The organism is Streptomyces sp. NC-S4 (assembly GCF_054353315.1).
The window spans coordinates 985398-997965 of record NZ_CM135937.1; the positions used below are offsets into that span (position 1 = coordinate 985398).

General features: G+C 73.9%; 10 protein-coding genes and 1 pseudogene. 3 read left to right on the forward strand and 8 right to left on the reverse strand.

The window, feature by feature from the left end:
- Positions 1-95 precede the first annotated feature (95 nt).
- The gene (locus ACXNSR_RS04030) at positions 96-950 is read left to right on the forward strand and encodes a DMT family transporter (protein WP_458640756.1); all 855 of its coding nucleotides are present in this window, start codon (positions 96-98) and stop codon (positions 948-950) included.
- Between the two features lie 42 nt (positions 951-992).
- Positions 993-2048: a zinc-dependent alcohol dehydrogenase family protein gene (locus tag ACXNSR_RS04035; protein WP_458640757.1), complete on the forward strand. Its 1056-nt coding sequence runs from the start codon at positions 993-995 to the stop codon at positions 2046-2048.
- Positions 2049-2332: 284 nt separating this feature from the next.
- On the opposite strand, the gene ACXNSR_RS04040 is transcribed toward ACXNSR_RS04035, so the two are convergent.
- The 8 genes and pseudogenes from ACXNSR_RS04040 to ACXNSR_RS04075 form a co-directional block, all read right to left on the reverse strand.
- Positions 2333-3061: a maleate cis-trans isomerase family protein gene (locus tag ACXNSR_RS04040; RefSeq protein WP_458643557.1), complete on the reverse strand. Its 729-nt coding sequence runs from the start codon at positions 3059-3061 to the stop codon at positions 2333-2335.
- A 79-nt stretch (positions 3062-3140) separates the two neighbouring features.
- On the reverse strand, positions 3141-4049 hold the full coding sequence (locus ACXNSR_RS04045; protein ID WP_458640758.1) for a fumarylacetoacetate hydrolase family protein: 909 nt from the start codon (positions 4047-4049) through the stop codon (positions 3141-3143).
- Positions 4050-4100: 51 nt separating this feature from the next.
- Positions 4101-5213, reverse strand: a complete 1113-nt coding sequence (locus ACXNSR_RS04050) for a cupin domain-containing protein (RefSeq protein ID WP_458640759.1) — start codon at positions 5211-5213, stop codon at positions 4101-4103.
- The gene (locus ACXNSR_RS04055; protein ID WP_458640760.1) at positions 5210-6241 is read right to left on the reverse strand and encodes a carbon-nitrogen hydrolase family protein; all 1032 of its coding nucleotides are present in this window, start codon (positions 6239-6241) and stop codon (positions 5210-5212) included. The genes ACXNSR_RS04050 and ACXNSR_RS04055 overlap by 4 nt, the downstream gene beginning before the upstream one ends.
- 20 nt (positions 6242-6261) lie before the next feature.
- Complete coding sequence (locus tag ACXNSR_RS04060; protein WP_458640761.1) at positions 6262-8565, reverse strand: oxidoreductase; 2304 nt, start codon at positions 8563-8565, stop codon at positions 6262-6264.
- Complete coding sequence (locus ACXNSR_RS04065; RefSeq protein ID WP_458643558.1) at positions 8547-8924, reverse strand: acyl-CoA thioesterase; 378 nt, start codon at positions 8922-8924, stop codon at positions 8547-8549. Before ACXNSR_RS04065 ends, ACXNSR_RS04060 begins: the two co-directional genes overlap by 19 nt.
- 132 nt (positions 8925-9056) lie before the next feature.
- Positions 9057-10697: pseudogene (locus ACXNSR_RS04070) on the reverse strand (AMP-binding protein); the annotation flags it as partial.
- 15 nt (positions 10698-10712) lie between these two features.
- Positions 10713-11294: an ATP-binding protein gene (locus tag ACXNSR_RS04075; protein WP_458640762.1), complete on the reverse strand. Its 582-nt coding sequence runs from the start codon at positions 11292-11294 to the stop codon at positions 10713-10715.
- A gap of 318 nt (positions 11295-11612) precedes the next feature.
- On the opposite strand from ACXNSR_RS04075, the gene ACXNSR_RS04080 reads away from it, so the two are divergent.
- Positions 11613-12563 carry an alpha/beta hydrolase fold domain-containing protein gene (locus ACXNSR_RS04080; RefSeq protein ID WP_458640763.1) on the forward strand — a complete coding sequence of 317 codons (951 nt, stop codon included), beginning with the start codon at positions 11613-11615 and terminating at the stop codon, positions 12561-12563.
- The last annotated feature ends 5 nt before the right edge of the window (positions 12564-12568 follow it).

Here is a 12568-nt window from a genome sequence, read left to right on the forward strand (position 1 = left end):
CAGGGGCAGGTCCGGACGGGGGATTGCGCGGGGCATGACGGCCGTGGCCCGGTGTCGTGGCCCGGAGGGGCGGCGGGCGCCGTGAGGATCGGGGCATGGGCGTCGTCCTGCCGGTCCTCTTCGCGCTGTTCGCGGCGTTCAGCAACGCGCTCGCCACCGTGCTCCAGCGGCGCGCCGCGCTCACCGTGCCGCAGAGCGACGGCTTCCGCCCCGGCCTGGTCCTCGATCTGCTGCGGCGCCCGCTGTGGATCGGCGGCATCCTCGCCGTGATCGCGGCGGGGGCCGGGCAGGCCCTCGCGCTGGCCACCGGTGCGCTGGCGCTCGTACAGCCGCTGTTCGTGCTGGAGCTGCCGCTCGCCCTGCTGATCGCCTCGCTGATGACGCGGCAGCGGCTGCCGCGGGCGAAATGGCTGGCCGTGGCGGGGGTGGTGGCGGGGCTCGGGGTCGCGCTCGTGGCCGCCTCGCCCATGGGCAACCGGACGCACGTGCCGCCCGAGCGCTGGGTGGTGGCCCTGTCGGCGTGCGCGGTCGTCGTGGCCGCCCTGGCCGTGGCCGGCCTGCGCCTGCCGCCCGGCCGCGCCCGGGCCGGCTGCCTCGGCGCCGCCACCGCCGTCTGCTACGCGCTCACCGCCGCGCTGATGAAGTCAGCGGTGCACGTCCTCGACGACGACGGCTTCGCCGCCTTCCTGACGACCTGGGAGACGTACGCCTTCGGGGCGAGCGGCATCTGCGCCCTGCTCCTGCTGGAACACGCCATGCAGGGCGGCCCGCTGGTCGCCTCGCAGCCCGCGCTGACCCTCGGCGACGCGAGCATCAGCATCGCGCTGGGCGTGGTGCTGTACGAGGAGCACCTGCGGTCGGGCTGGTGGCTGCTCCCCCAGCTGCTGGGCATCGCCCTGATCTGCGCGGGCGTCCTGGCACTGGCCCGGGCCGGGGAGGGCGCGCCGTGAGGCCCGATAGCCTGCCGGTCGGTCGAGCGGAGGGCGGGATCCATGCGAGCGGTGGTCTTCGAGCGGTACGGCGAGCGGGCCGAGGTACGGGAGGTGGCGGAGCCGGCTCCGCCGGCGGGCGGGGTCCTGGTGCGGGTGGAGGCCACCGGGCTGTGCCGCAGCGACTGGCACGGCTGGATGGGACACGACCCGGACATCGTGCTGCCGCACGTCCCCGGGCACGAACTCGCCGGTGTGGTCGAGGCCGTGGGGACCGGCGTCGTGAACTGGCGGGTCGGCGACCGCGTCACGGCGCCGTTCGTGTGCGCCTGCGGCAGCTGCGCGGACTGCGCGGCCGGTGACCACCAGGTGTGCGCGCGGCAGACGCAGCCCGGGTTCACGCACTGGGGTTCCTTCGCCGAGTACGTGGCCCTGGACCACGCCGACGTGAACCTGGTGGCCGTGCCGGAGGAACTCTCGTACGCGACGGCGGCCGGCCTCGGCTGCCGCTTCGCGACGGCGTTCCGGGCGGTGGTGGCGCGGGGCCGGGTGGCGGCGGGCGAATGGGTGGCCGTGCACGGCTGCGGTGGGGTGGGGCTCTCCGCCGTGATGATCGCGGCGGCGGCCGGGGCCCGGGTGGTCGCCGTGGACACGGCACCGGGGGCGCTGGAGCTGGCGCGGAAGTTCGGCGCCGTGCACTGCGTGGACGCCCGGGACGGCGCCGATACGGCGCGGGCCGTCCGGGAGGCGACCGGCGGGGGCGCGCACCTGTCCCTCGACGCGCTGGGATCACCGGCGACGGCGGCGGCCTCGGTGTCCGGGCTGCGCCGGCGCGGGCGGCACGTACAGGTGGGACTCCTGCCGGCGGCGGCCGGCGCGGCGGCCCTGCCGATGGACCGGGTGATCGGCTGGGAGCTGGAGGTCCTCGGGAGCCACGGCATGGCGGCGCACGCCTATCCGCCGATGATGGAGATGGTCCGCGGCGGGGTGCTGCGGCCGGACCTGCTGGTCACCTCGACGATCCCGCTCGAGGCGGCCCCGGCGGCGCTGGCCGCGATGGGCACGGCGGCGGGGCGCGGGGTCACGATCATCCTCCCGGGGGCGGATGCCCGGACCTGACGCACGGTCACCCGAACCGTCGGGACCGGTGGCGGCGTCCGATGCCATGGGCCTCCCCGGGCCCGTCAGGGCCGAAGGGAGGCATCGCAGGACCGAGGAACGTCCGCGCCCGCGTACTGGACGTACCCGGGCGCGGCGCCGGGCGCCGCGTGCCCGGCGGGATCCGGGAGCGCCGGACCAGGGGGGCGCCCCCGGCGCGGGCCGTGCCGGTCCGGGGAAACCGGGGCCGGGGCCGCGCGCTCGGCGCCGCCAGCCGCCCCTGCTCCCCCGCCGCCCCGCGGGGCTCAGGCCGCCGGCAGCGGGGCCCGCGCGTACGCGCCCGACAGCAGGTGACCCGCCCCCGGTGCCACCGCGTCCAGGTCCAGGGACCGGAGCATCTGGTGGGCCGTGCAGACCGCCGCGGACACCACCGGCTTGCCCAGGAGCTGCTCGGCCTCCTCGATGGCGCCGAGCGAGGGCATCTGCACGCACGCCGAGAGCACGACCGCGTCGGCGTCGGCGTACTCCAGGGCCCGGGCGAGGCCCGGCAGCCGGGCCGGGTCGTGGGCGGCGACGTCGAGGTTGTCGGGGATTTCCAGGGCCTGGTGGTCGAGGACCTCGATGCCCTCGTACGTCAGGTAGTCCACGACGGTCCGTGTGAGCGGGCGCATGTAGGGGGCCAGCAGCACGATCTTCCGGGCGCCGATGGTGTGCAGCCCGTGGACGAGGGCCCCGGCGCTGGTGACGACGGGCGCGGGCGCGCCGTTCTCGGCGGTCCGGGCGTGCAGGCGCTGCTCGGAGGTGCGGTGGTAGCCGAGGCCCGTGCTCATGATGGCCACCAGGCAGGCGTAGCCCAGTACGTCGACCCTGGCGTCGGAGAGTTCCACGGCGCAGCGGTCGGAGTCGGCGTCCATGGCCTTCAGCTGTTCCGGGGTCACGTGGGTCATGCGCATCCGGCTGGAGTGGAAGGTGAAGCGCTCGTCGGGTACGACGGCCTCGCGGGCCCGGAGGACGGCCGGGACCTCCGTCTCCATGGTGACGTTGGAGCTCGGCACGATCTGGCCGATGCGGTAGGTGCGGGGTGACACGGGTACTCCTTGTGGGCCGGGCGGGTCAGCGGGCGTCGATGACGGGGTTGGTCAGGGTGCCGATGCCTTCGACCGTGGCTTCGACGGTGTCACCGGGGCGCAGGAACTCGGGCGGGACCATGCCGGCGCCGACGCCGGACGGTGAGCCCGTCGCGATGACGTCGCCGGGCTCCAGGGTCATGCCGGAGCTGATGTCGGCGATGAGTCGGGCGATGGGGAAGAGCATGTGCCGGGTGTTCGACTTCTGCTTGGTGACGCCGTTGACGCGCAGCGAGAGGTCGAGGGCCATCGGGTCGGGGATCGCGTCGCGGGTGACGACCACCGGGCCGAAGGGGGCGTAGGAGTCCTGGCCCTTGGAGAAGAACCACTGGCCGGAGCGGCGCTGGTCGCGGGCGCTGATGTCGTTGAGGATGCTGAAGCCGAAGACGTGGTCGTACGCGTCCGCCTCGCTCACCCGGAAGGCGGGGCGGCCGATGACGACGGCCAGTTCGCACTCCCAGTCCAGCTGGGTGGTCAGGTCGGCGTTGTGCAGGATCGGCTGTCCGGGGCCGGTGACGGCGGTGGCGGGCTTGCCGAAGAGGACGGGGCGCGACGGCAGGTCCTTGTCGGTGTCGAGGCTGCGGCTGGACTCCTCGACGTGCTCGATGTAGTTGAGACCGACGCCGATGATCTTGCCCGGACGCAGGGGGGCCCGCAGGGACACCGCCTCGGTCCGGTGCACGGCTTCGGCCGGCCAGGCCCCGGGTCCCGCGGCCAGCAGTCCGCGCGCGCTCTCCTGGGCGGCGGCGCCGGCCCGGATGAACGACAGCAGGTCCGGGGGCAGTTCCGTACCGGCCCGCCGGGCCAGGGTGGTGAGGTCGACGACGAGGTCGTCGACCTGCGCGCCGAGTCGCACGTCAGCGTCTTCGTCGAGGGTGTAGCTGACCAGCCGCATGGGGGCTCCTTGCGTATGAGGGGAGGGTGCGCGGGGATGGGTCGGGTCGGTTCAGGTGGCGGGCTGGTGACCGCCGTTGTCGGCGTACGCCTCTTCCCGGTGGAAGCCGAGGGAGCGCATGACGGGGAAGTCGTTGAAGGAGAAGAGGCAGGCGTCCTCGGCCGGGTCGAGGTTGTGGTGCTCGTGCCAGGCCCAGGACGGGACGCAGAAGATGTCGCCCTGCTTCCACTCGAAGCGCTGTCCGGCGATCACCGAGACGCCGTGGCCCTTGGCCGCCGTGTAGATCACCGAGCCGGTGTGGCGGTGGGCGAGGGTGGCCTGGCCGGGGCGCAGCAGCTGCATGTGGGCGCCCATGGTGGGCATGACCGGGCCGCCCGTCACCGGGTTGGTGTACTCGGCGATGACCCCGTCGTACGGGGAGCCCTCGGTCGCCTTCGCGAGACCCCGCAGGGCCTCGTAGGTGGGCTCCCAGGGGTAGGCGAGCAGCGGCGAGTAGGGCCGGGTCCACTTCTGCACGCCGTAGGGCAGCAGGTTCGCCGCGTAGGTCAGCACCGAGGAGTTGATGACCTTTCCGGGAGCCTGGTACAGCTCGGGGTGGACCTCGTAGAACCCGGCGTCCAGGGCGTTGACCAGGGGGATGTCCAGTCCGTCCTGCCAGATGACGGGAGCGTCCTCGGCGTCGTTGCCGTGCTCGTGCCAGGTGCCGTTGGGGGTGATGGCGAAGTCGCGGGGGCCGACCTTCAGCTTCTGGCCGTCGACGATCGTCCAGGCCCCGGTCCCCTCGTGGACGAAGCGCAGGGCCGCGGCCTGGTGGCGGTGGGCGGTCATGGCCTCGCCGGGGCCCATGATCTGGAGCCCGGTGTAGAGGAGCCCGGCGGCGGCGCTGACCTCCTTGCGGCCCGGGTTGACGAGCATGACGACCCGGCGGCCGGCGTCGTCGCCCTTGACGAGGCCGAGGGCCTTGTGGACCAGGGGGCGCAGGTCCGCGTAGCGCCACAGCACGGGCACGGACCGGGGCTGCGGGTACCAAGGTTCGATGTCGTTGGCGACGGTCCACAGGGCGCCCGCGTCGAGGGCGCCGAGCTCCTCGTAGTACGCGGTGAGCTCGGGGGTGTCGGACACCCGGGCGCGGCCGAGCATGGTGTCGTCCTGCTCGATGGTCATACGTCCTCCTCGGAAGCGGCGGGAGCTGCGGGAGCTGCGGGAGCGATGGGCGCCCCGGTGGGCGCGGTGAAGGCGACCGGCGGCCTGGGGCGGTTGTCCACTTCGAGGCGGAAGACGTCGAAGCGGTTGTAGTGGCCGACGATGTCGTGCATCTGCTTGGGCCCGACGCACCGGGCGAGGTCGATCTCGCCGTAGACGATGCCCTCGTCGTCCACGAGGGGCTCGGTGACCGGGCGGCCGTCGGGGCCGAAGATCCCGGACAGGGCGCTGCGCGGGCGGGTGAACTGCTTCCGCAGCTCCTCGTCGTCCCCGGCGACGGCGTCCACGATCTCCGGGGAGACGGTGGAGCAGGCGACGACGGAGAAGACCTTGCCCTCGAAGCTGTGGGCGGCCGTACGGACGGCGATCGCGTCGGCCATGTCGTAGTCGGCGGGGGCGACGGGCAGGGCGATGTAGCAGGAGGCGTGCACGAGTTCGCCCTGGGCGAGGAGGGCGAAGCGGGCGAGGGTGTTGGTGTTCTCGCCGCAGGCCAGTGCGCCGAGGGGGCCGACCGGGGTGTCGTGGACGACCAGCGAGCTGCCGTCGCCGCCGGTCCAGGTGAGCTTCTCGGCCCAGGTCGGCACCAGTTTGCGGTGCACGCCGAGCAGTTCGCCGTCGGGCCCGATGGTGAGCAGGGTGTTGTGGAGGACGCCGAGGCTGTGCGCGGCCCGCTCGTTGACCCCGATGACGAGGACGACGCCGTGCCGGCGGGCCGCCGCGCGCAGGGTGTCGACGTGCGGGCCGGGGATGTCGACGGAGGCGCGGCGGAGCCGCTCGAACCAGGGGGAGCCCTGGACCGGGTTCATCGTCCAGTTCCAGTAGGGGTATCCGGGGACGAACACCTCCGGGAAGACGACGAGTTCGGCGCCGCCCGCCGCGGCCTCGGCGATCAGGGCGACGGCCTTGTCGACGGTGGCTGCGGGGTCGAGGTAGACGGGCGCGGCCTGGACGGCCGCGGCCGTGAAGCGGGGCAGGTGGTCCCTGTCCATGGGCGTGGGTACCTCCGGGCTCATCGGTGGGCGGGAACGGCCGCTCGGGGCAGCCAGCGGCGGTGGACGGACCCGGCGGGCCGGCGCAGGAGTTCGAGGCGCGGCGGGATCCGGTCGGTGCGTGCCGCCGGGGGCCGCCCGCTGCCCGCCCGCCAGGCGCGGGCCCAGGGCGCGGCCGGTCCCTGGTAGCCCTGGGCGGCCGCGGCGTGCAGGGTCCACAGCGGGTCGTGCAGCTGGGCGCGGCCGACGCCGCACAGGTCCGCCCGGCCGGCCAGGATGATCGAGTTCACGTCGTCGTACGTGGAGATCGCGCCGACGGCGATGGTGGGGACCCCGGTGGCGTTGCGGATGAGGTCGGCGTACGGGGTCTGGTAGCTGCGGCCGTAGCGGGGCTCCTCGTGGGCGACGACCTCGCCGGTGGAGACGTCGATGGCGTCGGCGCCCGCCTCGGCGAGCGCGCCCGCGATCCGCACGGCGTCGGCCTCGGTGGTGCCGCCCTCGGCCCAGTCCGCGGCGGAGATCCGCACGAGGAGCGCCTTGCCGGCGGGCCACACCTCCCTGACGGCGCGCAGCACTTCGAGGGGGAGCCGCAGCCTCCCGTCCAGATCGCCGCCGTACTCGTCGGTGCGCAGGTTGGTCAGCGGGGAAAGGAAACCCGACAGCAGGTGCCCGTGCCCGTACTGCAGTTCCAGCGCGTCGAAGCCCGCCCGGTCGGCCCGGCGGGCCGCGGCCGTGAAGTCCCGTACGAGCGCGTCCATGTCGGCCCGGTCGGCCTCGCGCGGCACCGGGCCGCGCTCGTCCCAGGGCAGTGCCGAGGCGGCGACCGGCTGCCCGCCGCCGTGGGCGGCCGCGCGGCGTCCGGCGTGGGTGAGCTGGATGCCGAGGCAGGTGTCGCTCTGGCCGTGGACGAAGTCGGTGAGACGCCGCCAGGCCGCCTCCTGTTCGTCGTTCCACAGGCCGGGGCAGCCGGGGGTGGCCCGGCCGTCGGCGCTGACGGCCGTCATTCCCGCGAGGACCAGCCCGGCGCCGCCGATGGCCTGCGTGCTGAGGTGGACGAGGTCGAAGTCGCCGGGGATCCCGTCGCGCGCGGTGTGCAGGGCGGTGGGCGGTACGACGACCCGGTTGCGCAGCAGCAGGCCGCCCAGCGGGTAGGGGCGGAACATCGGCGGCACGGCGGAGGAGCGGTTGACCGCCGTGGTGAAGCCCTCGTCGCGCACGCGCAGGTTGTCGTAGGTGACGCGGCGGCTGCGGGTGAGGAGGTTGAAGGCGAACTGGTGCGGGTCCTGGCCGGTGTACCGGTCGATGTGCTCGAACCACTCCAGGCTGGCCTGGGCGGCGCGCTGGGTGGATTCCACGACAGGCCTGCGCTCCTGCTCGTAGGCGGCGAGGGCGGTCGGCACGTCGGGGTGCTCGTGCAGGCTGGCCGCGAGCACGAGGGCGTCCTCCATGGCGAGCTTGGTGCCGGAGCCGATGGAGAAGTGCGCGGTGTGGGCGGCGTCGCCGAGCAGGACGACGTTCTCGTGCCGCCAGGTCCTGTTGCGGACCGTGGTGAAGCGCAGCCACTTGGAGTTGTTGGGGATCAGGCGGTGGCCGTCGAGGTGGGCCGCGAGGAGTTCCTCGCAGCGCCGGATGCTGTCCTCGTCGCTGGTGCCGGGCGGATGGTCGCGGTCGGCGAACTCCTCGAAGCCGGCGCGCCGCCACGCGTCCTCCGCCATCTCCACGATGAAGGTGGAGCGGGTGGCGTCGTAGGGGTAGGCGTGCACCTGGAGGGTGCCGAAGTCCTGCTCGTCGACGATGAAGGTGAAGGCCTCGAAGACCTTGTCCGTGCCGAGCCACATGTAGCGGCCGGAGCGCTCGTCGAGGTCGGGGGCGAAGGTGTCGGCGTAGGCGGCGCGGGTGGCCGACCGGACGCCGTCGCACGCCACCACCAGGTCGTACGCGGCGGCGAGTTCGGCCGCGGGCGGGGACTGGGTGCGGTAGCGGACGTCCACGTCCAGGTCGGCGCAACGCTGCTGGAGGATCCGCAGGAGGTGCTGCCGGCCGAGGGCGGCGAAGCCGTGGCCGCCCGAGGTGAGGGTGCTCCCCCGGTGGCGGACGTCGATGTCGGCCCAGCGGGCGAACTCGGCCGACATCGCCTCGTAGATCTCGTGGTCGGCCCCGGCGATGCCGTCGAGCGTCTCGTCGGAGAAGACGACCCCGAAGCCGAAGGTGTCGTCGGGGGCGTTGCGTTCCCAGACGGTGACCTCCCAGTGCGGGGAGAGCTGCTTGGTGAGGGCCGCGAAGTACAGTCCGCCGGGCCCTCCTCCTATGACTGCGACGCGCACGGCGTGCCTCCTGCTGATGGTGCGGTGGTGAGTAGTTCCGGTTGCTGCGGTCCCGCCGTGCCGAGCAGGTCCCGTACCTCGGCGGGCCAGGGTGTCGACCCGGTGGCGTGGGCGGCCGAGTGGGCGATGACCATGCGGCCCCTTGCCGCCTCGCCGCCCTGCGCGCCCCGTACCGTGAAGGCGTAGTGCAGGGAGGCCGTGCCGACCTTGGTGACCTTGAGCTCGGTGCGCACGGCGTCCCCGAACCAGAGGCGGGCCCGGTAGTCGGCCTCGAAATGGACCCGGGGCGTGCTGCCGAACAGGTGCGAGAGGCCCAGGCGGTGGAGCAGGACGGCCTCGGCCGCCTCGACCCAGCGCACGACGGTGGAGTGGTGGTAGTGGCCGGCGGCGTCGGTGTCGGTCCACTCGACGCGGCGTTCGACGACGACGCCGGCCGGCCCGGCGGGCGCCGGGGCGGGCGCGGGCAGGGACGCGGGCGCGGGGGTGGCAGCGGAGCCGGGGGCGGCTTCGGTTCGGGCGCGTTCGCGCAGTTCACCGCGCCGGAGCTTGCCGGTGCCGGTGCGCGGGAGCGCGGCGACGAACTCGACGGCGCGCGGGTACTTGTACGGGGCGATGGTCTCCTTGACGTGGGTCTGGAGCTCGCGGACGGTCGCCCCGTCGGCGGGGACGCCGGCCGCCAGGACGACGTACGCCTTCACGAGCATGCCGCGCCGGGCGTCCGGGGCCCCGACGACCGCGCAGTCCTCGACGTACGGGTGGGTGACGAGGGCCTTCTCGACCTCGGGGCCCGCGATGTTGTAGCCGGAGGAGACGATCATGTCGTCGCTGCGGGCGACGTACCAGAAGTAGCCCTCCGCGTCGCGGATGTAGGTGTCGCCGGTGATGTTCCAGCCGTTCCTGACGTACGAGGCCTGGCGCGGGTCGTCCAGGTAGCGGCAACCGGTGGGACCGGTGACCGCGAGCAGGCCGGGCTGCCCGTCGGGAACGGGGTCGCCGTTCTCGTCGACCACGGCGGCGCGGTAGCCCGGGACGGGGCGGCCGGTGGAGCCGGGCCGGATGTCCTCGTCGGCCGCGGAGATGAAGACGTGCAGCATCTCGGTGGCGCCGATGCCGTCGATGATGCGCAGGCCGGTGGCGGCGTGGAACTCGTGCCACACCGCGGCCGGCAGCGGTTCGCCGGCGGACACGCAGCGGCGCAGCCCGGCCAGCCGGTCCACCGCCCCCGCCTCCATGATCGCGCGGTAGGCCGTGGGCGCGGTGAACAGCACGGTCACACCGTGCTCCGCGACGAGGTCGGCCAGCTGCAGCGGAGCCGCCTGCTCGATCAGCAGGGTCGCGGCCCCGGCGTGGAGGGGGAAGACGACCAGCCCGCCGAGCCCGAAGGTGAAGGCGAGCGGCGGTGAGCCGGTGAAGACGTCGTCCGGGCGGGGCTTGAGGACGTGCCGGGAGAACGTGTCGGCGTTGGCCAGGACGTCGCGGTGGAAGTGCAGGGTCGCCTTCGGGCGGCCGGTGGTACCGGAGGTGAAGGCGATCAGCGCCACGTCGTCCGCGGCCGTGACCACGGTGGTGAACCGGCCGTCCTTGGCGGCGCAGCGCGCGGCCAGGTCCTCCGGCCCGAGGCCCCCGTAGGTGAGGACCGGCAGGACCGGCGGACCGGGGCGGCGGCCCGGGTCGAGCTCGTCGGTGTAGCGGTGGTCGCACAGGGCGAGGGAGGGCCGGCTGATGTCGGTGAGCTCGGCGAGCTCCGCGGCGCGCAGCAGCGGCATGGTGGTGACGGCGACCCCGCCGGCCTTCAGGACGCCGAACCAGGCGGCGACGAGCCAGGGGTTGTTGGGGCCGCGCAGCAGGACGCGGTTGCCGGGCCGGAGGCCGAAGTCCTCGGTGAGGACCTGGGCGACCTGGTTGGCGCGGTGCTGGAGTTCGCCGTAGGTCCAGCGCTCGGTCGGGGTGAGCAGACAGGGGCGGTCGGGGCCGTGCCGTTCGACGGCGTCGTCGAGCAGGCGCTGGGCGCAGTTGAGGCGGTCCGGGTACTTCAACTCCGGTAGTTCGAAGTGGAGTTCGGGCCAGAGGGGGAAAGCCGGAAGCCGATCGCGACAGAAGGAATCGGCGTACGCGGAAGGGGAGAGCTCCATGGGGCGGCACCTCGATCAGGGAGCAGCGGGGAGACGGCTGCACCGTATGTCGAATATTTGGCGCCCGTCAATATCTCGCGATATCCGGTGGCCGCGGGAACCCTTCGAGGCCCCTTCCGGACCCTCCGGACCCTCCGGGTACGGTGCCGCACTCCGGGGAGCGGGGACGCGGACCCGGACGGACTTGCCGGACTCGCGCGCCACGACGGAGAGTTCACCCCCCAGCTCGATCGCCAGCAGGTGGACCATCAGCAGCCCGCGCCCACCCTCGGAGTCCGGATCGGCCTCCGCGCGGGGCGCGGGGAGCCGCGGCAGCCCGGAGCCCCGGTCGGCGACCTCGAGCCGGAGCCAGCCGCCGCCCTCCGCGACGGCGACCCTCATCCGCCCGGCGCCGCCCGCGTGCCGCACGACGTTCCCGACGAGTTCACTGACGACCACCAGCAGGGCGTCCACCACGTCACCGGGGAGCCGCCAGGCGTCGAGGGTGGCGCGCACCCGGGACCTGACCCGCGGAACGCTCGCGGCGACCGGATCGGAGACCCAGTGGACGAAGCTCCTGACCGCGGGACTCGCGGAGGGGTCGGCATTGGTGAGCATGGAGCGCTCCCGGAGGGGAAGGCGGCGGCGCCACTGCAGTAGCTCGTGTAACCGATCCCGAATTCGGATCGCCTCTGGGCTTGTGGGCAGCAGAAACGCGTCGCTAGAGTCCTTGATTACACGTGTAACACGCTACGCCTCCCCCGATGGCTCGCGCAAGCATTCCGGACAAACGGCGCGAAACCAGCGTCTGTCCGACAGGCCGCAGCGCCGACGGGCCACCGAGCCACCGCTCGACCCGGAAGTCCGGGACACGAGCACACGAGCACGCCGGGACACCGGGACACCGGGACACCTCCGAACACCGAAAGGGCCGCAATGACGCAATCCCCTCCCGCCGGGATCGACATCGCCGACATGACCTGGCCACCGCCGCCGTACCGGTCCCCCGTACCGCCCGTGACGGGCGCGGACGGCGTCCGCCGCTTCGACGGGATCACCTACGCGACCACGCCCGGCTACCGCCCCCGGCTGCTCGACGTCCAGGTGCCCACCGGCGAGGGCCCGTTCCCGGCGGTCGTCTGGATCCACGGCGGCGGCTGGCTGGACGGCGACCGCCGCTACCCGCCGCCCACCGTCCCCGCCGAGCTGCTGCACGGGGCGGTACTGGCGGCCGGTCTCGCACTCGTCTCCATCGACTACCGGCACAGCCTCGAAGCACCCTTCCCGGCCCAGCTGCACGATGTGAAGGCCGCGATCCGCTACGTCCGCGCGTTCGCCGGTGACCTCGGCATCGACCCGGACCGGATCGGCGTCTGGGGCGAGTCGGCAGGCGGTCATCTGGCCGCCCTGGCCGGCCTCGTCGGCCCCGGCAGCCCGCAGGGCGCGGCGCTGGAGGGCGCGGAGGGCGTCGGCTCCGGCGGGACCGGGGTCCTCGCCGTCGTCGACTGGTACGGCGTGGCCGACCTCGTCAGCCTGTCCGAGCACCCCATGCCGGCGATGCCCGGTACGGAGTTCCCCGATCCCTACGAGGCCCTGCTCGGTGCCACCGTCGCCGAGCGGCCGGACCTGGCGCGGGCCGCGAGCCCGGTGACGTACGCGGAGGGCTCGAATCCGCCGCCGTTCCTGCTCGTGCACGGCACGCACGACGGCCTGGTCCCGTACAGCCAGAGCGAGGCCCTCGCCACGGCCCTCGAGGGCGCCGGGGGCGAGGTCACCCTGCAACCCGTCGAGGGCGCCGACCACATCTTCCTCGGCTCCTCCGCCATCCCCGACATCGTCGCGGGGGGCGTGGCCTTCCTGGCCCGGCACCTCGGTGCGGAAGCCTGACGACG